18 protein-coding genes are annotated in these 22,526 nt (G+C 58.5%); 14 read left to right on the forward strand and 4 right to left on the reverse strand.

The genetic code is table 11. The features are described from left to right. Positions 1-91: 91 nt before the first annotated feature. The 3 genes from cysQ to R2A130_RS06780 are packed head-to-tail and all read right to left on the reverse strand — an operon-like array spanning position 92 to position 3,298. Positions 92-934, reverse strand: a complete 843-nt coding sequence (cysQ, locus tag R2A130_RS06770) for a 3'(2'),5'-bisphosphate nucleotidase CysQ (protein ID WP_009464264.1) — start codon at positions 932-934, stop codon at positions 92-94. After that, the gene (locus R2A130_RS06775; protein ID WP_198008656.1) at positions 931-2,091 is read right to left on the reverse strand and encodes an O-antigen ligase; all 1,161 of its coding nucleotides are present in this window, start codon (positions 2,089-2,091) and stop codon (positions 931-933) included. The genes cysQ and R2A130_RS06775 overlap by 4 nt, the downstream gene beginning before the upstream one ends. A 55-nt stretch (positions 2,092-2,146) precedes the next feature. Further along, a complete protein-coding gene (locus R2A130_RS06780; protein WP_198008657.1) occupies positions 2,147-3,298 on the reverse strand; it encodes a glycosyltransferase in 1,152 nt (383 codons plus the stop codon). A 126-nt stretch (positions 3,299-3,424) separates the two neighbouring features. Between R2A130_RS06780 and R2A130_RS06785 the strand changes: the two genes are divergently transcribed. Then, positions 3,425-4,534 (forward strand): NAD(P)/FAD-dependent oxidoreductase, encoded by a 1,110-nt coding sequence (locus R2A130_RS06785; RefSeq protein ID WP_009464267.1) that lies wholly within the window; start codon positions 3,425-3,427, stop codon positions 4,532-4,534. Between the two features lie 103 nt (positions 4,535-4,637). Here R2A130_RS06785 and R2A130_RS06790 read toward each other — a convergent pair whose 3' ends face one another. After that, positions 4,638-5,990 carry a sugar transferase gene (locus R2A130_RS06790; RefSeq protein WP_009464268.1) on the reverse strand — a complete coding sequence of 451 codons (1,353 nt, stop codon included), beginning with the start codon at positions 5,988-5,990 and terminating at the stop codon, positions 4,638-4,640. 445 nt (positions 5,991-6,435) lie between these two features. On the opposite strand from R2A130_RS06790, the gene R2A130_RS06795 reads away from it, so the two are divergent. From R2A130_RS06795 to R2A130_RS06860, 13 genes are all read left to right on the forward strand, one after another. Then, on the forward strand, positions 6,436-8,409 hold the full coding sequence (locus R2A130_RS06795; RefSeq protein ID WP_009464270.1) for an autotransporter assembly complex family protein: 1,974 nt from the start codon (positions 6,436-6,438) through the stop codon (positions 8,407-8,409). Then, positions 8,409-12,845, forward strand: coding sequence for a translocation/assembly module TamB domain-containing protein (locus R2A130_RS06800; RefSeq protein ID WP_009464271.1), 4,437 nt, complete (start codon positions 8,409-8,411; stop codon positions 12,843-12,845). The genes R2A130_RS06795 and R2A130_RS06800 overlap by 1 nt, the downstream gene beginning before the upstream one ends. 89 nt (positions 12,846-12,934) lie before the next feature. Then, on the forward strand, positions 12,935-13,924 hold the full coding sequence (locus R2A130_RS06805) for a tripartite tricarboxylate transporter substrate binding protein (protein ID WP_009464272.1): 990 nt from the start codon (positions 12,935-12,937) through the stop codon (positions 13,922-13,924). Between the two features lie 196 nt (positions 13,925-14,120). Further along, positions 14,121-14,888 carry a 50S ribosomal protein L21 gene (gene rplU / locus R2A130_RS06810; protein ID WP_009464274.1) on the forward strand — a complete coding sequence of 256 codons (768 nt, stop codon included), beginning with the start codon at positions 14,121-14,123 and terminating at the stop codon, positions 14,886-14,888. Positions 14,889-14,959: 71 nt separating this feature from the next. Beyond that, a complete protein-coding gene (gene rpmA / locus R2A130_RS06815) occupies positions 14,960-15,229 on the forward strand; it encodes a 50S ribosomal protein L27 (RefSeq protein WP_009464275.1) in 270 nt (89 codons plus the stop codon). A 207-nt stretch (positions 15,230-15,436) separates the two neighbouring features. Further along, on the forward strand, positions 15,437-15,979 hold the full coding sequence (locus R2A130_RS06820) for a DUF3833 family protein (RefSeq protein WP_009464276.1): 543 nt from the start codon (positions 15,437-15,439) through the stop codon (positions 15,977-15,979). Between the two features lie 636 nt (positions 15,980-16,615). Beyond that, the gene (obgE, locus tag R2A130_RS06830) at positions 16,616-17,695 is read left to right on the forward strand and encodes a GTPase ObgE (protein ID WP_040305367.1); all 1,080 of its coding nucleotides are present in this window, start codon (positions 16,616-16,618) and stop codon (positions 17,693-17,695) included. A gap of 3 nt (positions 17,696-17,698) precedes the next feature. Next, positions 17,699-18,838, forward strand: a complete 1,140-nt coding sequence (proB, locus tag R2A130_RS06835; RefSeq protein ID WP_009464278.1) for a glutamate 5-kinase — start codon at positions 17,699-17,701, stop codon at positions 18,836-18,838. A 36-nt stretch (positions 18,839-18,874) separates the two neighbouring features. Continuing rightward, positions 18,875-20,161 carry a glutamate-5-semialdehyde dehydrogenase gene (locus tag R2A130_RS06840; RefSeq protein ID WP_009464279.1) on the forward strand — a complete coding sequence of 429 codons (1,287 nt, stop codon included), beginning with the start codon at positions 18,875-18,877 and terminating at the stop codon, positions 20,159-20,161. Between the two features lie 36 nt (positions 20,162-20,197). After that, a complete protein-coding gene (locus R2A130_RS06845) occupies positions 20,198-20,791 on the forward strand; it encodes a nicotinate-nucleotide adenylyltransferase (RefSeq protein ID WP_040305369.1) in 594 nt (197 codons plus the stop codon). A 202-nt stretch (positions 20,792-20,993) separates the two neighbouring features. Then, the gene (gene rsfS, locus R2A130_RS06850; RefSeq protein ID WP_009464281.1) at positions 20,994-21,365 is read left to right on the forward strand and encodes a ribosome silencing factor; all 372 of its coding nucleotides are present in this window, start codon (positions 20,994-20,996) and stop codon (positions 21,363-21,365) included. Between the two features lie 9 nt (positions 21,366-21,374). Then, complete coding sequence (gene rlmH / locus R2A130_RS06855; protein ID WP_009464282.1) at positions 21,375-21,857, forward strand: 23S rRNA (pseudouridine(1915)-N(3))-methyltransferase RlmH; 483 nt, start codon at positions 21,375-21,377, stop codon at positions 21,855-21,857. A 63-nt stretch (positions 21,858-21,920) separates the two neighbouring features. After that, positions 21,921-22,523 (forward strand): hypothetical protein, encoded by a 603-nt coding sequence (locus R2A130_RS06860; RefSeq protein WP_009464283.1) that lies wholly within the window; start codon positions 21,921-21,923, stop codon positions 22,521-22,523. Positions 22,524-22,526 lie beyond the last annotated feature (3 nt).

Consider the following 22,526-nt stretch of genomic DNA (forward strand, 5'->3'; position numbering starts at 1 on the left):
GCCGGTTGCGGCTTATACGCCGCGCTTAAACTTCACCTAAGCCTTCGTGAGCAACCTCACAACATCTGTTGCGAATGCCATGACGCAGCAGCTAGCCGAGTTGCAGTCCATCATCAAAAGACAGTGTGACACCCGGGGCCATCGCCACGAAATTCGGATTTTCGAATGGCCGGGGCGTTTCTCGCTGGCGGTCATTATAGATCAATGCGGTTCCATCCGGTCCCAACACCTGCCCTCCGGCAGCGCGCAGGATGGCGTCACCCGCTGCCGTGTCCCATTCCATCGTGGGCGAGAAGCGCGGATAAACATCGCAGCGCCCTTCCGCCAACCAGCAGAATTTCAACGACGAGCCAACAGCAGCTCTTTCCACTGCACCAAGCTGTGAAATCCAGTTTTCGGTGGTAGCATTACCATGAGCGCGGCTGACGGCGACCCGCAGCGTTTCGGTTTGCTTACTCGACCGCACGACCATCTGCTCTTCACCGGTTGTCGAATGCTCTTGGCGGCGATTGATCACCCTCGTCAAAAGACGCGAACCGGAACCGTACCAAAGCATTCCATGGGCAGGAGCTGCCACGCATCCAGCCATCGGAACGCCATCGAGGATAAGGGCAATGTTGACCGTGAAATCATCAAACCCATCGACGAATTCCCGCGTGCCATCAAGCGGATCAACCAGAAAGAAAATGCCGTCTGACGTATCGGGGCGTTGGCCCGCAGCCATAGCCTCTTCGGCAATCACCGGAATATCGGGAAAGGCCGTTGCCAGACCGTTGAGCACAATCGCTTCCGCTCGCGTATCGGCCAGCGTGACCGGAGAGTCATCGCCCTTGGCCTCCACCTGAAAACAGGTCTCGCGCACATCCATAATCACATGGCCAGCGTCCGCGCAGAGCTGAGGCAGAACATCGTAAAGGCGGGATTCGTCAATCATCGCACCGTTTTTCGTCTGGCTTCGAGCATGAAGCAAGCCACCAGTGCCATACCCAGCGAACTGAGCCACCACCCCTGAAACAGAGAGCTCGATACCGAACTGTAGGTAACAGAGGCAGCAAATATAAAGGTTAGCGCAACCCGCAATTCACCACGGTTGCGGTCTATCGCGGCGCCCAGACACCATAGGAAAACCGAAGTCAGCACAGCTCCTATCAGGCCAAGCTCGGTCCAGATTTCCAAAGCCGCACTGTGTGGGCTGGTGGCCACCCGCGGATAGCCCCGTTGGGATGCAACTTCTGTGGCACGGCCCGTCATCCCGACATAGCGCGCTGCACCGGCGCCCCAGCCAATAAATGGCCTCTCGCGGATGATGGATTCGTAACCGACCCAGAGAGCGATACGATGAACCGCATTGGCAGACGGCAAGCTGGAAAGCGCCTTACTTACACGAGCGTTATCGAGCCCTTTGACCGCAAACGGCATAGCGATGGTCATAACGATACAAACGACCGCGACCACTCGTCCGGTCATCGGCAACAGTAACGCCACCAGCGCGACCAGGACACCAACAAACAAGGCCAGTTGCGCAGCTTGGCCTTGGCTAAGCGAAATCGCAGCTAAAGAAAGCACGGCCACTAGCACCGCGACAAAGGCCCAAAACGTACCGTGACGCGCAGCCAGCGCAACAGCAGGCAACATGAGTGTCAGAAACAGTCCCGTGCGGTTCAAATCCCACAGTTCTGCCGACACATCAAAGTGGTCATGAAGTTGTGTGAACGACAACATTTCCAAGATCATGAATGCCGCGCAAATGGCGATGCCAAACAGAACCATAAACGAAGGTGAAGCGATTGTGGTGCGCGCTATTTGCAAAGGCAGAAAAACTATCGCCAGCAACATCAAGATGACCCCCGCACCGTCGCGAAGCGCAAAGCTGGGGTCCGGTGACCATAGCAGCGAGATGGTCCACCAAATCAGCACCATACCTAAAGAGATAATGACAGGTCTGGCATCCATCGCCTGCCATTCACCATGCCATGACGACCGGCCCTTCGTCACAATATGCATGAGAACAATACAAACAAATGCCGCCCCGACAGCAGCGGAAGCCCCGCGCGTTGCCATGATTTGAATGGCCGGAAAAATGACAAACAAAATTATCGCGGCCGTGTCACGACCAATCCGCAGAGGCCAGTAATCGCGAGACCAATCAACCATGGGAAGCGCTGTTGTTAAGCGTCGAAGTGGTGGCCTGCTCATAGACATCCGCCATGTCGCGCACGATGGACGGTGTGTCCACCGCCATTTCAGACACCATGGCCGCAGCGGAAGCGCCCATGGCACGGGTTGCTCGCGGATCGGTGATGGCATCTTCCAGCGCCTCGACCAGATGAACGCTATCAGCTTCGCTCAACAGCCATCCTGTTTTGCCGGGCCGCACGATTTGAGCAATGACCGGTTGATCGCTGGCAACCAACGCACAACCGCATGCGGCTGCTTCCAGCAATGAACGGGGGAAACCTTCTCTCAACCGTGTGGGAAGAACAACGACATCGTGTTGCCGCAACAGATCACCCATCCCGTTGATCGGCGTGGCGCCGCGCCAGTCAATGTCTCCTCTCCGGGCAGCGCTCTCAATCACGCTAATCTCCATGGCATCGCTATCGCCTTCATATCGCAGGCCGGTAAGGGTGAATGTGGCTTTGCTCTCCAACCGCTGCGCTGCCTCAATGTAAACATCGACGCCTTTCGTAGCGATCATCCGACTGGCCATCAAAACACGTAACTTTCCTTCGTAGGTTTCAGTTGGCGGATAGAACAGGTCGGGATCGATCCCAGCACCTTGCAAGGTGCGCGACCGTGTAACACAGGCAAATCCCAGCGTGATGGCATGCTGACGATCGCCTTCGTTTTCAAATGTAGTCCACGGTGAGCAGGCTTTTGCGATACGCCGCAACAGAGTCGAGACGATTGACCTGCGCGCCTTGGCCCATACAGCGCTGGACGGTTCGAAGATTTTGCCCATTCCGGCAAATGTCAGCACCAGTGCAGGCTTTCGCCGCATGATCATCGTGGCAAAACCCACCAACAGAACAGCTTTGACCGTGAAGGCGTGAACGATGTCAGGGCGTTCCGTTCGAACGGCATCAAGGATGATCCGTAGACAGGCTAAATCCCACATCGGGCTGGCGCGGTGGCGGGCAAACGGCAGCTCTCGTAACTTTATCCGCGGGTCGATCTCAGGCGCACCATGGGGTGCATCACCGGAAAGCAGCGTGACACGCCAACCACGGTCCAGCCATGCCACCGCCAACGCGTGGCGATGAATGGCAAAATAACTCAGATCGTTGACGACAAACATCACATGCATATCAGGCAGGTAGCACGAGGCTGTGCCGTGCCGAAAGCGAGGTCTTCGCTTCCGACCTTGCCTGCAGCCGACCTTTGCCGCAAATCCGTCTTTGAGAAAACGGCGCAGAGGACGGCCATGCACGACATCGAAACCATCGTCATCGGCGCCGGTGCCGTTGGCCTCGCCGTAGCGCGGTCGCTGGCCATGTCGGGCCGAGAGGTGATGCTGTTAGAACGGCACGCCCATTACGGACAGGAAACTTCAGCCCGTAATTCGGAAGTCATCCATGCGGGCATCTATTACCCGCAGGGTTCGCTAAAGGCGCAGCTCTGTGTGCGGGGTCGCGATATGCTCTACGATTTCGCCGCTGCCAATGGCGTCGAGACAAAGCAGCTCGGCAAGCTTGTGGTCGCAAATGGACCGCAAGAAGACGCTCGGTTGGATGAAATCGCAGCCCATGCCAACGCTTGCGGCGTCACCAATCTACGGCGGGTCGTGCCTGATGAGATTGCAGATATGGAGCCCGACCTTCAGGCCGACACCGCATTACTTTCACCCTCCACCGGCATCATGGATTCCCATGGCCTGATGACCGTATTGCTAGGCGAAGCGGAAGAACATGGCGCGATGCTGGTGACGCGCAGCGCGGTGGAGCGCATCGAACGGTTGAACGACGGTTTCGCCATTCACACCGGCCCCAACGATCCAGCGCGTATCACGGCAAAGGAAGTGGTTTGTTCCATGGGCTTGGATGGCGACACCGTCTTCAATCGCTCTTTCGAAGGGCGTGATGATTGGCGCAAGAAACTGCGCTATGCCAAGGGAAACTACTACCGTCTTTCGGGCCGCGCACCGTTTTCAAGGCTCATCTATCCCGTACCACAACCCGGCGGTCTCGGCGTTCATCTAACTCTAGACCTTGCAGGACAAGCACGTTTCGGACCGGATGTGGAATGGGTTGATGATCTCGCCTACGAGGTCGATCCTGCCCGCGCCGATGTTTTCTACGAAGCCATACGTCGCTACTGGCCTGCGCTTCCCGATGGTGCATTGGAACCTGACTACAGCGGCATCCGCCCAAAGCTGTCCGGCCCCGGCGAACCAAACGCAGATTTCGAAGTGTGGGGCGAAGAGCGCCACAGCATGGCAGGCTTCACTGTACTGGCAGGCATCGAGTCGCCGGGCCTGACGTCATGTCTGGCGATTGGGGAATATGTGGCTGAGCGGATGGCAAGCGCGAAATAGAACCTAACCCTCAACCCATGCCCCAACCGGAGCAAACAGCGACCGCCGCCCCTTCGGCACCCCGTGAAGCGAAGGCGCAGAGCGTCGACAGCGTGAACGCAAATCAAGTTCTTTCGATCCCCAGAATCAGAATTTTCACAGTGCGCATCAGTACAAGAAAATCGAGCCAGGGCGACATCATCTTGATGTAGTAGAAATCGAATTCCAGCTTCACGCCGGTCGCTTCCAGTTCCGTCACATGGCCGGAATTAATCTGAGCCCAACCGGTAACGCCCGGCCTAACAACGTGACGGTAGGCGTAGAAGGGAATGCGGCGCTGGTATTCGTCGGACAGGAATGCAGCCTCCGGTCGCGGCCCGACCCAGGACATATCGCCCTTCAAGATGTTCCAGATTTGCGGCAATTCATCGAGGCGATGGCGGCGCAGGAAACGTCCGAACGGTGTCACGCGTGGGTCGTTGAAACGGGTCAGCAACGCAGCGATTTGCTCCTGCGAGGTTTGCAATGCGTTCTGGTCTTCCGTCTTCATGGTACGTAATTTGTAAAACGTGAAACGTTTGCCACGCAGCCCGCGTCTTTTCTGGCGGTAGATGATCGGTCGCCCCTGAACGATGAGCATAATGAGTGCGAGCGGCACAAGAACCGTAGCAAAAAGTGGCACAAGCAACAGCGCCATCACCCAATCCAGCGCGGGCTTCATCCGCAGATAGAACTGTTCCGGTCGCAGCGAGCCAAATTCGTTTTCCGACAAATATTCAATCGACACCCGGCCGGTGAGCCTCTCAAAGGCCCGTTTCGTATGAAAGACCGACACCCCATCAAGAACCAGTCGGGCGACACACTCTAGCGTGTGGTCGTCATGAGGGTGACGAAGATCCATCACCAGCGGCCCCATATCGGGGCTATAATCATCTATCCGGTAAATTTCATTCCATTCAATCTGATGGATCGAAGCGAAGTCGGGAATTCGCCCGCCCTTCAAGATAACCATGGCAAGGCGGCTATGCGTGCGCCTCACCCGGTCCATAGCCACGAACCAAATCAAGCTGGTCAAATAACTCGTAACGAGAAAAACGGTTGAGTAGTCACTGCGCAACAACCCTGCCACGCCCAACACCAAGCCGAAGGAAATGGTGAAACCAGCAACCAAATGTGAGCCAGCCTTCACATCGGGGAAGCGAAAGAGCTTGCGTTGGAACTGATAGCCTAGAACAACGGCGATGGCCGCCAGGGTGGACGACGATGTGAAGGTCGCTTCGTCCCAGACCTGTGTTGATTGAAGCAGGAACACCAGCGCCGGAACCACAAGCGCCAGACCCAACCCGATAAAAAATTGCGTGTTTGTACGCTGGAACCATGGCCGTTTGGTTCGAGAAGCCATGGGGTTAGCGAAAGCTGGAAGGCATTCTTCGGAATGTTTTTCTGGTGCTTCTGGGTCCGGCAGGGGTCTTTTCATGCCTATCAATCGATCCGTTGCGACCAATTCTTGGCCAGTCGTTTCGTCTGCCCCGAATATTCATTGATCACGTGATCAGATTTTCAATTAAACCCGAAGCGCAACCCCTTACAACCATATCAGAAATTCACGGGAAACAGATACCCTCTATGACTTCACCAATTGCTAACCAACATTGCAGGCATTTGAAGCGAAAAGCATTCTATTCATTAACCAAACCGGATTGCCGTGATAGGTTTGCCACCAATGTGCCGGACGATTTCAGATCGCCGGTCATCATAACGTGAGGCAGCGATCTATATCGTACGCTAAGATAGACCCGATGAACGAGATCGTTCATACCAATCCGGCTGCGCGAATAGCTACGCGCCTGACGATTTTAAGCCGGTCAAAGGACCGGAAAATAGGCCGCCAGGCCACCGACGCGACAGGAACCTGAACGACTTTGCGCCGCACGATTACCTCATATCCAACATCGTGGCTCACCACAGGGTCACTTGCGCTTGCCCTATCGGCAGGCGCGGTTGCGCAGGCGCAGGCAGCATCCGTGTTTGGTATTTGTATTCCCGGCACGACCTGCGAGTCTGTCGAGGACGATCAGGCATCCGGTTTTATCGATCCAAAACGCTACGACGTGGAGTTCATTTTTGAACCGCTGGACGGTCGTGAGGTCGATAGTGATGTGAAGGCGGCACTCAAAAGCGCATCAGGTCTTTATTCGGGTCGAGAACAGCCGGTGGCGGGTTCAGCAGGCCTAATAAGCCGCGCCAAGGGTGATTACCGCAGCATTCTGGCGGGCATGTACAACAACGCACTTTATGGCGGCGAAATTTCAATTCTCGTCAACGGTATATCGGCTGCAGAAATCGAGGCTGGTCGCAGCCTGCCGGAACGCTCGCAGGTCACCATCCGCGTCACGCCCGGTCCGACCTATCGGTTCGGCAAGGCCGATGTGCAAAACGCGGCCCCGCCAACAAACGATGAGTCCGACGTCACGAAATCATTCGCGGATATCAATTTTACAGCCGGTGCCCGCGCCAAGGCAGGCACCGTGCGCAATGCCGGTAGACTGGCCGTGGAGCAATGGAAACAGCAGGGCCACGCATTGGCCCGCGTTGAAGGCCAAGAGGCGGTCGCCGTCCACCCCGACCAGCAGTTGAACGTTACCTTACGCATGGATCCGGGTCCGGTTGCCTATTACGACGCCGTAGACGTTTCCGGTACCAAAGACATGGACCCGGAATTCGTGGCCTATATGACCGGCCTCAAACCGGGTGAAGAATACGATCCCGATGATCTGGAGCGCGCGCGCAAGCGGCTTGACCGTCTCGGTGTGTTTTCAACCCGCAAATTCGAACTTGGCAAAAGCCTCGGCTCCAATGGTCTGTTGCCGGTATCGCTCACAGTGGCCGAACGCAAAAAACGCCGCATCGGTGTGGGTGCAACGCTGTCCTCCATCGACGGCATCGGCGTCGAAACCTACTGGCTGCACCGCAACCTGTTCGGCAAGGCGGAACGGCTGAGACTGGATGCAAGCATCGGCGGCGTGGGTGGCGGTATCGGTGAGACGGCAACAGTCGATCCCGAGGAGTTCGACTACAATCTAGCGGCAACCTTCACCAAACCCGGCGTCTTCACACCGGACACCGATCTGGTGACCAACGTCTTCGCCAAGCGCGATTTCAACGAGACCTTCACAGAAACCTCGACTGGCGGCTCGGTGAAGCTAACAAACTATGTCACGGATAGTCTCACGGTCGGCGTCGGCATGTTCGGCGAATACGGTAAGTTCGAAGACGCATTCGGCACGAGAAACTTTGCCACCACCGGCCTGTTGGGCGAATTACTGTTCGACAACCGCCGCGACAAGCTCGACCCCAAACAGGGTTTCTACGTCGAACTGGACGCAAAGCCCTTCTACGAGGCGGAATTCGGCAATGCCGGTGGCCGCTTCACAGCAGAAGGCCGCACCTATTTTGGCTTTGGCGAAGAAAAGAAAACCGTGTTGGCCGTTCGCGGCAAAGTCGGCACGCTGCTCGGCCCACCCATATCCGAAACCCCGCCGGACCTGCTGTTCCTTGCAGGCGGTGGCGCATCCGTTCGCGGCTATGGCTTTAAAACCATCGGCATAACCGCCGCCAATGGGCAAACCGCCGGTGGACGTTCTTTGCTTGAAGGCAGTGTCGAACTGCGCCAGCGCTTTGGTGGAAATTTTGGCGCGGTGGCCTTTGTCGATGTCGGCACCGTCGGCAGCGACTCCTTCTCCGGTTTTGATGAAGATCTGCAAGTTGGTGTGGGCCTCGGCGTGCGCTACTATACCGGCCTCGGCCCAATTCGCCTCGACGTTGCCATTCCGCTTGATCCGGGTAGCGACGACGCAGGCTTCGCGATCTATGCCGGTATAGGGCAGGCGTTCTAATGGCTAAGTCCCCCACCATAATTGTTCTTGCTTCACTCGGTTTCGGTGCCGTAGCAGGGCTAGCGTTTGCCGCCATGGGCCCCCAAGCGCGGGCTCCACAAATTCAAACGCAGCAGCTTCAGGCCACGCCAGTTCAAGCAGCACAACCTCTGCAAGCAGAAGCGCAGCAGACCAAAGAGATTCAAGTCGCACAGAACGTTGCGGCTGAAACCGCTGAAGTCACCGAAGATAAGGGCACTTTCGTTCGCTACGTCGAAGACACGCTGTCCTCAGACAATATGAAAATCTCGCTCAACGGGCTGGAAGGCACGCTGTCGAGCGATGTGCAACTCACCTCCATCACCATCGCTGATAAAGAAGGCGTTTGGCTCACCATTGAGCAGCCACGGCTGATCTGGAACCGCTCCGCGTTGCTGCGTGGTCGCGTGGAGATCGAAAGTCTGACAGCAGCCAAAATAAATCTGCCGCGCACCCCGGCGCCGGATGAAAGCCTGCCCGACGTTGAGGCCGCACCTTTCCAACTTCCGGAACTGCCGGTCTCCGTCACCATCGAAAAACTCGAAATCGCCGAGGTGGTATTCGGTGAACCCGTCTTCGGCCTTGCCGCCACCACAAGCGTAGCTGGCAACATTCGTCTCGCCGACGGTTCGCTTGAAGCTGATCTGGCCATTGCCCGCCTTGATGGTCCCGGCGGGCAGCTTGGCCTTAAAGCCAACTACGCCAACGAGGCGCAGCAACTTGCCCTCGATGTTACATTGTCAGAACCGCAGGACGGTATCGTCGCCAGCCTGATGAACCTGCCCGGCAAGCCGCCGGTGCAGTTCGTGGTCAAGGGCGAAGGTCCACTTTCCGATCTCGATGTCGATCTCGCCTTCGATGTCGACCAACGCCGCATTCTCACTGGCAAGCTGGCCATCGACACCGCAGATGGTGGCCGCATCATCCGGGCCGACCTCAACGGCCCTATCGCCTCCATCATGCCGGAGCGTAGCCGCTCTTTCTTTGGTCTTGAAACCAGCCTTGATGCCACGGCCATCCTGCGCGATGCCGGAGGGGTCGAACTGCGCGATCTGCGCATCACCGGTGGTGAGTTGGACGTATCCGGCAGCGCCCGCACCATCGCAAGCGGTGCGCTGGAAGCTTTGAACCTGGCTATCAAACTCGTTCCAAATGGCACCGATCGCGTCGCTATTCCCGGCGCCGAAGGCGTGTCGATCGGACTGGGTAATCTCGACGTTACTTACGACGCCGCCAACCGCGACGGTTTCGCTGCCCGCCTGACCGGCGAGCGGTTGAAGGCCAACGACATGGATGTGGCCGACATCATGCTGGAAACCGGCGGCACGGTGACCAACCTGGCCAATGCTGCACAACGTGCCATCCAGTTTCAGCTGAACAGCAAGCTGTCCGGCATCGCGACTCCTGATCCCGCGCTTCAGGAAGCAGTGGGCACGGCAATAATGCTGAACGGTCGCGGTTCCAAACAGGGCAACGCACCACTTCGCATTTCCAACATGACTGTTGATGGTGAAACCTTCGATGTGACCGCTGACGGCCAGCTGGATGGCGCAACATTCGACGGTACCATCGACCTGATGGCAAACCGTTTGGCAGCCTTTGCAGCAATTGCAGGCCGTGAACTTGCAGGCCAGGCAGATCTTACCGCTACCGGCAAAATCGAAGGCGCATCTGGCGGGTTCAACTTGAGGCTCGACGGCACCACCACCGACCTGTCGCTTGGCATCGAAGCGGCCGATAAGCTGTTGGCTGGCGAAACCACGCTCGCAGGCCGCGCCGCCCGCAACGAGACCGGCATTACATTCGACGGATTGCGCGTTGCCAACCGCAGGTTTGAAACAACATTGGACGGTCGCTTTTCCGGCGAGAGTGCCAATCTAAAAGCCCGCGCCTTGCTGCGCGATCTGGCCGATATTTCAACAGCCGGTCGCGGCGAAGTGGAACTCACGGCATCGGTCGATGGTGAGCAGGCTCCATTTGCGGTGCAGGCGCAACTCGCCATGCCGCGCGGCAATCTTCAGGGCCGCACAGTTGAAAATCTTGCTCTAGGCTTCGGCGGCACCGCCAGCCCGGAAGCCGTCAAAGGCGAGCTGGACGCATCGGGCACGCTGGCAAGCCAGCCCGTCACGCTTGACGGAATGATTGATGCAACCTTCGGTGATGATGGCGCAATTCGCGTCGATGGCCTCGATGCCAAGGTCGGTGAAACCCGTCTCACCGGCGATATTTTGCGCCGTGCCAATGGACTGATCGACGGCGCAGTCGCGGTGAACAGCACCGATATTGGCGACGTTGCAGCGCTGGCTCTGACCAAAGCGTCCGGCTCGGTGAACGGCAACGTAAAACTTGAAAGTGCTGCAGGAAAACAAAACGCCACCGCAGACATCAAGGCCAGCAACGTCATGGTCGATACCATTCGCGTAGGCTCTGCCGAGGTGGACGCCATCATCGAAGACCTGTTTGGCAAGCCCAATATCAACGCCAAGATTGATGGTCGCAACATCCGCGCCGGCGGCACCGACATCACCAGCGTTGCAGGCGACGTCTCCACGCAAGGCGACACCACAGACTTCGATCTGGAAGCGCGTCTGGCCCAAAACGATGCCGTCATCGCCACAACCGGTTCCGCTCTGCGCGAAGGCGCCAACACCACAGTGCGTCTCGAAAAGCTTACCGTCGATTCCAATATCACCGATGCCCGCCTTTCAGCCCCCACCACCATTCGCATTGCCGGAAGCAATGTGAAGCTGGATGGCGCTTTGTTGAATGTCGGTGGCGGCACGGTTCGCGTCACGGGTTCAGCAGGAGATAGCCTCGACCTGAACATCGGCCTCGATAACCTGCCCCTGAACATCGCCAATGCAGTTAGCCCGCAAACCCGCGCAGGCGGCACTCTATCCGGCACGGCTACGGTGAAGGGCAAACCGGCAGCACCCAATGTGAACTTCGATCTGCGCGGAAATGGCGTCACCGCAGGCGCGGTTGCCGATGCCGGTGTTGATCCAATCGACGTTTCCGCATCCGGCACCTTTGATGGCAAAGCCGTCAATCTTGCGTCGCTTCGCGCAACCAACCCGCAAGGTCTTTCCATAAACGGCAACGGCAACATTCCGCTTTCCGGTCCGGGCCTTGGCCTGCGCGTTGAAGGGACTGCCCCGCTATCAGTGGTGCAGGGTCAACTTGCTTCGCGCGGCGCATCCATCGACGGCACCATCCGCTTCGACGTGACGGCCAGAGGGTCGCTTCAGAACCCGCAGCCATCAGGCGTCATATCACTACAAAACGCAACGCTCACCGACCCTGTGTCGAACCTGAAACTGACGTCGATCAACCTCATCGCCGGTATCGACGGCCAGCAGGTTACGATCCGCACCGGCTCGGCCAACCTGTCTGCCGGTGGTTCGGTCAATATTTCAGGCTCCGTTGGCCTGAATGGTGATCTGCCCGCCAATCTTGCCATTCAGTTGAACAACGCCCGATACACCGATGGCGCGACCTTCGACACCAGCGCCGCTGGTCGCCTTACTGTGACCGGTGCGTTGCTGGCCGATCCGCTGCTGGCTGGCACCGTCAACCTTGGTAAAACCGAAATCACCGTGCCCGAAAATATCGGCGGCGGTGGCGAATTGCTGGAAGTCACCCACGTGTCTCCACCGGCTCGTGTTCAGCGCGCCTTGGCTAAAATCGAACGCGCCAAGCCGCCACGCACACCAAGTTCGCGACCCAGCGTTTTGCGCCTCGATGTAACGGTGAACGCGCCGAACCAGATTTTCGTGCGCGGGCGCGGTCTTGATGCAGAACTCGGCGGTCGCATTCGCGTCACGGGTCCAGTCACCAACGTGCAGCCTGTTGGTCGTTTCGAATTGCGCCGTGGTCGCCTTTCCATTCTTGGCCAACGCATCGATTTGAACGAAGGCGAAATTACGCTGACCGGCGATCTCGACCCGCGTCTGCGACTTGTCGCGCAGACCAGCACTGACGACGTGACCGCTTTCATCACCCTATCTGGTCGCGTGTCGGATCTTGATGTCACCTTCACCTCCGATCCCGAACTGCCGCAAGATGAAGTTCTGGCCCGCATCATTTTCGGGCGCGGCCTTGCTGACCTGTCGCCGGTACAAATTGTGCGCCTTGCTTCAATCGCGGCGGAACTCACCGGCGGCAACAGCCCCGGACTGGTGGACGGCATCCGTTCCGGCACCGGCCTTGACGATCTTGATGTGGTGCAGGACGAAGATGGCAATGCAGCCGTGAAGGCCGGTAAATATGTCTCCGACAATGTCTATCTTGGCGTTGAAGCGGGCCAGAATTCCAAGGCCACCATTAATCTCGACATCACCAAGGATGTAACGGCACGAGGCTCCGTCGCCGCCGATGGCGAAACCTCGCTGGGCATTTTCCTCGAACGCGACTACTAAATTTCAATCTAAGGTTGCATCACGAACCTTAGATTCATCTTTCGTTGCAATGATGGGGCATCCGGGCGGAAAAACCGGAGCCTATCACCATGAACCCCCTCGCCCGTTTTGCCGCTACCGGCCTCCTTGCCGTGACAGCTTCACTGTCAATTTCTACCGCGATGGCCGAGGAGCACTCCCCCTCATTTCCAGATCGCCCGATACTTCTATCCGTCTCTTATGGTCCGGGTGGCGCTACCGATTATCAGGCCCGAATCGTTACAATCATGGCAGCACAAGACGAGATGTTGGGGCAGCCCATCGCCATCATCAACAAACCCGGTGCCGGTGGACGCAAGGGCTGGAACTGGTTCGCCACACAGGCCAAGACCGACGGTTACACCTGGGCCGCTTATAACGTGCCACATTTTATCGCCCAGTCGATCCGCGGCGGCGTGCGCTATGCGCCAGGTAGTTTTGAACCTATTGCCAACTGGGGTGCGGACCCCGCTGTCTTCGTAGTGAAAACATCTTCGCAGTTTCAATCCATGGACGACGTCATCGCCTTTGCGCGCGCCAATCCGGGTCAGCTTTCCACTTCCGGTGCCGGGCTGCTGGTCGGCCATCACATCGCAGCTCTCCAAATCGAGAAATCCTGCCGGTGTCGTCTTGCGTACCGGCCCGCCAGCGGTGGGGGTGTCGCGGCACTGGATGCGGTGAGCGATGGTAAGGTTATGGCAGGCATCAACAATATGTCGGACGCAATTCGCGCTGAAAATGAAGGCGAGGTTCGTATTTTAGCCATCGCCGACATCGAGCGTCACTCCTTCCTTCCTAACGTACCAACACTGCGGGAGACCGGCCTCGACGTAGACAACACCTCCGTGAACTATCGCGGCATCATGGTGCCCAAAGGCACGCCCGATGAGGTAATTGAAGAATTGGCTGCAGCGGTACCGAACATGTTCGCCCATCCCAAAGTAGAAAAACTGATGAAAAATGGTGGTGCGCCCATGCAGATTCTGGGCCGCGAAGAGGTACAGGAGTTGTGGACCGCACGCGAAAAGGTGCTACGCAGACTCTTCGCCAAAGTGCTTTAACATCAGGAGTGGCAGCGGAGATCTACTTGACTCTCCCCCACGCTGCTTTATACGCACGCGCGGAACTGCACGCCCGAATTCGGGTTGTAGCTCCACTCCACCCAACCAGCAGACTGGCAAAAAGGTGCGAGGCGTTCAGCGCAGCCAATTGGCTCGTTTTTCGATCTACGCACGGCTTGAACATAAGGAAAAACAAATGTTCGCAGTCATCAAGACAGGCGGGAAGCAGTATTCTGTCTCCGCCGACGACCAAATCCGGGTCGAAACCATCGCAGGCGAAGCCGGCGACATGGTAGAAATCAACGAAGTTCTCATGGTCGGCAACACCGTCGGCACCCCATTCGTGGAAGGTGCTCTCGTCACTGCCGAGATCGTCGAACAGGGCCGCGCCCGCAAGGTCATCGCTTTCAAGAAGCGTCGTCGCCAGAATTCGCGCCGCACCATCGGTCATCGCCAGCATTTCACCACGCTGCAGATCTCCGAGATCCTGACCGACGGTAAAAAGCCATCGAAAAAATCCGACGGTTCCGCGCAGAAACGTGCCGCAGACGTTCGCGCATCCCGCGATGCCCGCAACGGCAATGGCGTGGTTGCAGCTGATGCAGCACCTGCCGCGAAGGCTGAAAAGCCCGCTGCCAAAAAGGCAGAGCCGAAAGCAGAAGCCAAACCGGCCAAAGCTGAGAAGAAGGCCGAGAAGCCCGCAGCCGATAACGGCACCGCAAAAGAACGTCCGGCTGATGCTGGTCCGCTCTTCACGGCACCTGCCGGTGGCGAAAAAGACAAGCTGACAGACATCAAGGGCATCGGCCCCGTGGCTGAAAAGCAGCTCAACGAGCAGGGCATCATGACGTTTGCTCAAATCGCTGCCTTGACCGCTGATGAAATCCAGACTGTCGATGACTACATGCCGTTCAGCACAGCGCAGATCACCGATTGGCAGGAACAGGCGAAAGCAAAAGCGTAAGCTTTTCGCCAACAACCAATTTACTGGCGGACCGGTGATCACCTTCACCACCGCAAGCAGGAGAGACAGATATGGCTCATAAAAAAGCAGGCGGTTCATCCCGCAACGGCCGCGACAGTGCCGGCCGTCGCCTTGGCATCAAAAAATTCGGCGGCGAAGCCGTTGTTCCAGGCAACATCATTGCCCGCCAGCGTGGCACCAAATGGCACCCAGGCGACAATGTCGGCATGGGCAAAGATCACACGATCTTCTCGCTCATCGAAGGTAAGGTGACGTTCGCCCATAAAGCCAACAACCGCACCTACGTTTCGGTCGCTCCCCTTCAGGAAGCTGCTGAATAAGCCACTCGGCTAAATTACGAATTCCAGCGGGGCGCAGGGTGGCAACATCCTGCGCCCCGTTTGCGTTACGATATGAGTTCTGCGCTTCGCCATCCTACCATCCGGCAGACATGCGGGGATGGTCTGCACTGTCCAACAGCACGCTCGGTTGAACCCAAACGCCTGTTGGTGCGTATATTGTTCAGGACCACACGCAGGACATCTCCCATGCCAGCATCCATGACCAAATTCGCCATCCGCCTGTTAGCCGCCTTTGCGCTGCTGTTTGCCACCGCAGCTTCCGCGAAAGAGACCTTCAAGTTCGAGGAATACTTCCTCGGCAAGACCGTCGCATACGGCAAGTTCTCCGCCATCAACGGCGTCAAACGCACCTTCAAGGTCGACCTGCGCGGCACGTGGAACGGCAAGACGCTGAAGCTGATCGAAGACTTCGCCTATGATGACGGCGTCAACGAGCGCAAAATCTGGTATTTCACCAAGATCGGCCCGGGCCGCTACATCGGCAAACGCGATGATGTCGAAGGCGTGGCCAATGTCCGCATTCGCGGCAACACCGCCCGCTATAGCTACAAACTTTATCTCGACGCCAAGAACCGCAGCAATCTCGTGCGCCTGCGCGACAAGATGGTGTTGCTGCCCGACGGCACGGTTCGCAACACGGCCACGGTGTTCAAAGGTATTCTGCCGGTCGGTCGCGTGGTGGTGAATTTCGCCCGCGCAAAAGACGCCCATAAGCTGAAGCGGCCTTAGCCACGACTCGATTGTCATCCACGAGCGGAACTTAGATTGCGGTCGAGCAAAAACATCGACCCGTCTTCCGACGTCCGAGCATGGGGCAAGGCGGCGAAAATCCGCCCGGCGCTAATTGCGCCGCGCCCGCGCAGCGAAGGCCACTCGTGGCCGACAGCGTGAGCGCAAAGATGAGCCAGCGGAGCAAAGGAATCTGCCGTTAGCCTGTAGTGTCAGGCGAAATATGGCTTACGCCTTCGCCCCGCTCGATCCTGCTGCGAGATGCTTTCCAGCACCATTCCCGCCCCCTCCCCGAACACGAAAACCCAAGGGTTTCCGAAGGCCTTGACTGCGGCCCGCCATTGCTGACTTTCGACGCCCGATCCCAAGCTGTTGTGGCAGCCTTCGCCGGATGCGGCATGGATGCTCCGCCCGCTTTCTAAATTCTGCCGAACGTTACTCGGTCAGCGACGGAAAGATCGCCACCCCACAGTCATCAGGTCGGTCCGGACGACCGGCTCACGCGGGGTGAAGCGGACAGGGTAACGCGGTAAAACACGGTGGGGAGAGATTTTCTTGGCGCGGGCCACCCCATCCGGTAAGGGACGTGCTGCATCAGCAACGCTATCCGACACCCGCAACCGAAAGCGCGGTCCCATGAAATTTCTCGACCAAGCCAAAATCTACATTCGCTCCGGTGCAGGCGGGGCAGGTTCGGTGTCGTTTCACCGTGAAAAACATGTCGAGTTCGGCGGCCCCGATGGCGGCAATGGCGGCCACGGCGGCGATGTGTGGGCGGAAGCCGTCACCAACCTCAACACGCTGATCGACTATCGCTACCAGCAGCATTTCCGCGCCAAGGTTGGTGTGCACGGCATGGGCCGCAACCGCCATGGTGCGCGCGGCGGAGACGTGACGCTGAAAGTGCCGGTGGGCACGCAGATTTATGAAGAAGACAACGAAACGCTGATCTGCGATCTGACCGTAGAGGGTGAACGCTTTTTGCTGGCCAAGGGCGGCAATGGCGGCTTCGGTAACGCACATTTCAAGACCTCCACCAATCAGGCTCCGCGCAACGCCAACCCCGGACAGGAAGCTGACGAACGCACCTTATGGTTGCGCCTGAAACTGATCGCCGATGCCGGTATCGTCGGCCTGCCCAATGCGGGCAAGTCCACCTTCCTCGCCACGGTGAGCGCGGCCAAACCAAAAATCGCAGACTATCCCTTCACCACGCTTCATCCGAATTTGGGTGTGGCACGCATCGACGCCCGCACATTGGTGATCGCAGATATTCCCGGCCTCATCGAAGGTGCGTCCGAAGGTGTCGGCATTGGTGACCGTTTCCTCGGTCATGTGGAACGCACCCGCGTGCTGCTGCATCTTGTTTCCGCGCAGGAAGACGATGTGGCCCTAGCCTACCGCACCGTGCGAACGGAGTTGGAAGCCTACGCAGAAGACCTCGCCACCAAACCCCAGGTGCTTGCCCTGTCGCAGACCGACAGCGTAGACGCTGAAACGCTGGCTGAAAAATCAGCCGCGTTGAAAGCCGAAGCCAAGCAGAAGCCGTTGCACCTATCCTCTGCCACCCATTCCGGCCTCGACGAAGTTCTGCGCGCCATGATGGAGCACATCGAAGAAGCCCGCGCTGCCGAAGACCCCGAAGAGGTGGACCAGCGCTGGCAGACCAGCCGCCTCGACACGGCGCGCGGCGACGACAATCTCACCAACGACTGACCGATGAAACATCCTCGTCGCCATCCAAGCAGAGTCGTCATCAAGGTCGGGTCCGCCCTGCTGGTGGATAGCGGCGGAAAATTGCGCGAAGGCTGGCTGGCAACGCTGGCCGCCGATATCGCGCAATTGCGAAAAGACGGCGCACAGGTTCTGCTCGTATCTTCAGGTGCCATCGCGCTGGGCCGCGCCATCCTCGGCCTGCCTGCAGCCGCTTTGAAATTGGACGAAAGCCAAGCCGCCGCCGCCGTGGGGCAGATCGAACTGGGCCGCGCATGGAGCCAGGCACTTGCCGCTCACAACCTCGTGGCGGGCCAAATTCTGCTCACCCTGCGCGATACGGAAGGCGCACAATCGCGCCGTTCCTACCTCAACGCCCGCGACACGCTCGAGCGATTGCTCACCTTCGGCGCGGTGCCGGTGGTGAACGAAAACGACACCATCGCCACCAGCGAAATCCGCTACGGCGACAACGATCGCCTCGCCGCCCGCGTCGCCACCATGGTGGAGGCGGATCGTCTTATTTTGTTGTCGGACATCGACGGCCTCTACACCGCCCCTCCGGCGGATAATCCTAGCGCGACCCTTATTCCGGTGGTCAACACCATCACGCCAGAGATCGAAGCCATAGCAGGCTCCGCAGGGTCGGCCCTGTCGCGCGGCGGCATGAAAACCAAGGTCGAAGCCGCCCGTATCGCGGTTCAGGCAGGCACCGAAATGGTCATCGCATCGGGCAAACGCGACCACCCGATTGCCGCGATTGCCAATGGCAAAGCCCACACGCTGTTTCAGGCGCAACGCAACGGCGGCCACACATCAGCGCGCAAAACCTGGATCGCGGGTCAGCTGGAAACCACAGGCTCGGTGACGCTCGACGCCGGTGCAGCGCGCGCATTACGCAAGGGCAACAGCCTGTTGCCAGCAGGCGTTACGGCAGTCGGCGGCGACTTCCAGCGCGGTGATGCCATCTCGATACACGGCAGCGATGGCGCAGTTCTAGGTCGCGGCCTCGCCGGCTACAGCGCCACAGAAACCCGCCTCATCGCAGGGGCGCGTTCCGAAGACATCGAAGAGCGCCTAGGCTACGCGGGACGCCCCGCGCTGGTGCATCGTGATGATATGGCTTTGGTCGCATCCGGCAGCTAACTTGACGCCCGCCCGACCATCCCGCACATCACGGCCATGTTGGAGAAAAACACACCCACCGCAGCTGAAATCGCAGCGCTGATGCAGGACATGGGCCGCAACGCCCAGACCGCCTCACGCGCGTTGGCCACGGCCACCGCAGAGCGCAAACACGCAGCGCTGGTTGGAGCGTCGGAAGCGATCCGCAACAACATCCAAACCATTCTCGATGCCAACGCCATCGACATGGAAAACGGCCGCGAGGCTGGCCTGTCCGGCCCTATGCTCGACCGGTTGAACCTGACCACCGACCGCATTCGCGCCATGGCCGATGGGGTGGATGCCATCGCCGCGCTGAAAGACCCGGTCGGCGAAGAGATCGCCCGTTGGCAGCGCCCGAACGGTCTCGATATTTCCCGCATCCGCACACCGCTGGGCGTGATCGGCGTGATTTATGAAAGCCGCCCGAATGTGACTGCCGACGCCGGTGCGCTGTGCCTGAAGGCGGGTAATGCGGTCATTTTGCGCGGCGGGTCCGACAGCGCGAATTCCTCCGCTGCCATCCACGCCTGCATGGCCAAGGGGCTGGCGCAGGCGGGCTTGCCGGAGGATTGTGTGCAGCTCGTGCCAACCACCGACCGCGCCGCCGTTGGCGAAATGCTGGCCGGCCTGAACGGCACCGTGGACGTGATCGTGCCGCGTGGTGGCCGCAGCCTCGTGGAGCGTGTGCAGCGCGACGCCCGTGTGCCCGTCTTCGCGCATCTTGAAGGCCTCGTGCATGTTTATGTCGATGCCACCGCCGACCTTGATATGGCGGTGAACATCCTCGTCGATGCCAAGCTGCGCCGCACCTCCATTTGCGGTGCGGCAGAAACGCTGCTGATCGACGCAAACGATGTGGACCGTTTGGCCAAACCGCTCATCAAGGCGCTGCAGGCGAAGGGCTGCGCCATCCGTGGAGACGAGAAAATCACGGGAATGTTCAAAGGTGTCGAACCGGCGAATGAAGACGACTGGTCAACGGAATATCTCGACGCCGTCATCACCGCTGGATTGGTGGATGGCATTGGTGGCGCGATCGACCACATCAACAAATGGTCGTCCAACCACACCGATTGCATCATCGCAGAAGACACGAACGCCGTAACGCGCTTCTTCAACGAAATCGACAGCGCCATTTTGCTGCACAACGCCTCCACCCAATTTGCCGATGGTGGCGAATTCGGCATGGGCGCAGAGATCGGCATTGCCACCGGCAAGATGCACGCGCGCGGCCCTGTGGGCGTAGAGCAGCTGACCTCGTTCAAATATGTGGTGCGCGGCAGCGGCCAAATTCGCGGCTGAACCTGCTTGGAAGACCTCGCCCATCGCTATCGCCGCATGCCCATGGTGGAATCCGGCATGCGCGTCGGCCTGTTCGGCGGCTCGTTCAATCCGCCCCACGCGGGCCACGTTCACGTATGCGAGCAGGCCATGCGCCGCTGCGAACTCGACGCCGTGTGGTGGTTGGTAACGCCCGGCAACCCGCTGAAGGACACCCGAGAACTCGCACCGCTGACAGAACGGGTGGCGGAGTGCGAAGCCATCACCCCCGACCCGCGCATGAAAATCACGGCGTGCGAAATCGACATGCCCACCCGCTATACGGCGGACACGTTGCGCCAGATCGTGGCGCGTAACAGAGACGTGGATTTCGTATGGATCATGGGCGCGGATAATCTCGGCCAATTTCACCAATGGGACCGCTGGCGCGACATCGCAGCGCTGATGCCATTTGTTGTGGTGGACCGCCCCGGCTCGACTCTGGCGCTGCACAGCGCCAAAGCCGCGCAAGTTCTGCGCCCCTACCGCTTCGACGAAGCCGACGCCTCCACCCTGCCCGGCACCCCCGCCCCCGCATGGACGTTTCTGCATGGCCCCAGAAATTCACTGTCATCAACACAATTGCGGCAAGCCGCTAAGCGCCATCGCTAATTCGGTGCTCTTCGGCAACAGTCGCTCACAGGGCGTGAATGCGTTTTCTTGCCAGCCTTGCGGTTTGGCGGTTAACCTCCCATGTGAAGATCACGGCGCTCGGCGGATAAGCTTGTGCGGGCCACTATCTAGAAACCAATGAATTAAGGAACGTCACCTGAACGCTTCGACCAACGTCGCCTCCAAAGTGAAAACACCCGCCTTGGACATCATCCTCACGAGCCTGGACGATTCCAAGGCCGAGGAAGTGACCACTATCGACATCACCGGAAAATCCGCTGTGGCCGACCATATGGTCGTCGCAAACGGCCGCGTGCACCGCCACGTCAACGCTATCACCGACCGGTTGCTGCGCGACCTGAAGGATGCCGGCCACGGCACACCGAAGGTCGAGGGCGTGCCCGCCAACGACTGGGTGCTGGTGGATACCGGCGATGTGATCGTTCACGTGTTCCGCCCCGAAGTGCGCGAGTTCTACAATCTCGAGAAACTGTGGAACGCCATCGCCAGAGGCGAAGGTGAAGCCGAGGGTTCAGGCATCGCAGATATAGATGTAAGCAAAGACGCCAATTAGGCGCAGCCTGTGAAACTAATTATTGCCTGCGTGGGTAAGCTGAAACGAGGCCCCGAACTCGATCTCGTACAACGCTACGAAAAGCGCCTGTCCGGCTCCGGTAAGGCGCAAGGCATAACCGGCATCCGCACAGCGGAACTGCCCGAAAGCCGCGCTGGCGACGGCCCCACCCGCAAGCGGCAAGAGGCAGACGCCATCCGCACAGCTTTAGGCGACGGCACGCCCTTCATCTCATTCGACGAGCGCGGCAAGCCACTGGACTCCAGAGCCTTTGCCAAACTGATCGGTGATGCGGCAGACAACGGCACCGCCCAACTCGGCCTCGTGATAGGTGGTCCGGACGGGCTGGACGAAAGCCTGCGCCAAGAAGCACACCGCGTCGTCTCCTTCGGTGCGCTGACCATCCCCCACCAGATCGTGCGGGCGCTGGTGATGGAGCAGGTATACCGGGCCAGCACGATATTAGCGGGGCATCCGTATCATCGGGATTGAGGGTTCAGCGCGATCACCAAGGTCTGCTATGCGGACACAATAGATTTTAAAGGATGTCGCAGAATGAATATTCACAAAGCAGCAGGGTTTTGTCTGATTGGGACTGGGCTGTTCGCTGTTGTTGGATTTTTGCTGCATCCTCATGAATCAACATCAAGCAATCAAATTGCGTGGTTGATAGGTCATAGTCTTATTTTCATCGGTCTGGTTTTGAACCTGTTGGGTTTAGCTTGGATAGTCGTTGCTGAAAGTGAGCGACTGGGGGTTGGCGGCTGGGTTGGTTTCGCCCTGTCGGCTCTCGGGTTGAGCATGTACATTGGGAAGCTCTATTGGTCGGGATTGCTCTATCCGCTCGTCCTCGAGGCTAATCCCGACTTAATTTCAAGCGTTGGATTAAGTCCTGGTTCCTCGCCAAATTCATTTACGATCAAGTCTGCCTTCTTTGCCGGAGCAATCTCATTCGCTGTAGGGCATCTGATATTGGGCATAACAATGCTGCGGTCGCAGAGATTTCAATCCAAACCAGTTTGGTGGTTGATGTCAGGCGCGTTCATGGTTGGGGTTTGGCCTTTGATGCCGGATATTGTGCAAATGTTGAGCGTAGGTGTCTCGGCGGTTTATGCCATCGGAGTGATTTGGCTGGGCTCAACATTGGTCCGAAGATGAAGT

It is taken from the genome of Ahrensia sp. R2A130 (genome assembly GCF_000179775.1).
Classification (GTDB): domain Bacteria; phylum Pseudomonadota; class Alphaproteobacteria; order Rhizobiales; family Rhizobiaceae; genus Pseudahrensia.

Coding starts and splice junctions, on each gene's coding strand:
- cysQ (WP_009464264.1), bottom strand. CDS start 934: ATGATTGACGAATCCCGCCTTTACGATGTTCTGCCTCAGCTCTGCGCG.
- R2A130_RS06780 (WP_198008657.1), bottom strand. CDS start 3,298: ATGTTTGTCGTCAACGATCTGAGTTATTTTGCCATTCATCGCCACGCG.
- R2A130_RS06785 (WP_009464267.1), top strand. CDS start 3,425: ATGCACGACATCGAAACCATCGTCATCGGCGCCGGTGCCGTTGGCCTC.
- R2A130_RS06790 (WP_009464268.1), bottom strand. CDS start 5,990: ATGAAAAGACCCCTGCCGGACCCAGAAGCACCAGAAAAACATTCCGAA.
- R2A130_RS06800 (WP_009464271.1), top strand. CDS start 8,409: ATGGCTAAGTCCCCCACCATAATTGTTCTTGCTTCACTCGGTTTCGGT.
- R2A130_RS06805 (WP_009464272.1), top strand. CDS start 12,935: ATGAACCCCCTCGCCCGTTTTGCCGCTACCGGCCTCCTTGCCGTGACA.
- rplU (WP_009464274.1), top strand. CDS start 14,121: ATGTTCGCAGTCATCAAGACAGGCGGGAAGCAGTATTCTGTCTCCGCC.
- rpmA (WP_009464275.1), top strand. CDS start 14,960: ATGGCTCATAAAAAAGCAGGCGGTTCATCCCGCAACGGCCGCGACAGT.
- R2A130_RS06820 (WP_009464276.1), top strand. CDS start 15,437: ATGCCAGCATCCATGACCAAATTCGCCATCCGCCTGTTAGCCGCCTTT.
- obgE (WP_040305367.1), top strand. CDS start 16,616: ATGAAATTTCTCGACCAAGCCAAAATCTACATTCGCTCCGGTGCAGGC.
- proB (WP_009464278.1), top strand. CDS start 17,699: ATGAAACATCCTCGTCGCCATCCAAGCAGAGTCGTCATCAAGGTCGGG.
- R2A130_RS06840 (WP_009464279.1), top strand. CDS start 18,875: ATGTTGGAGAAAAACACACCCACCGCAGCTGAAATCGCAGCGCTGATG.
- R2A130_RS06845 (WP_040305369.1), top strand. CDS start 20,198: ATGCCCATGGTGGAATCCGGCATGCGCGTCGGCCTGTTCGGCGGCTCG.
- R2A130_RS06860 (WP_009464283.1), top strand. CDS start 21,921: ATGAATATTCACAAAGCAGCAGGGTTTTGTCTGATTGGGACTGGGCTG.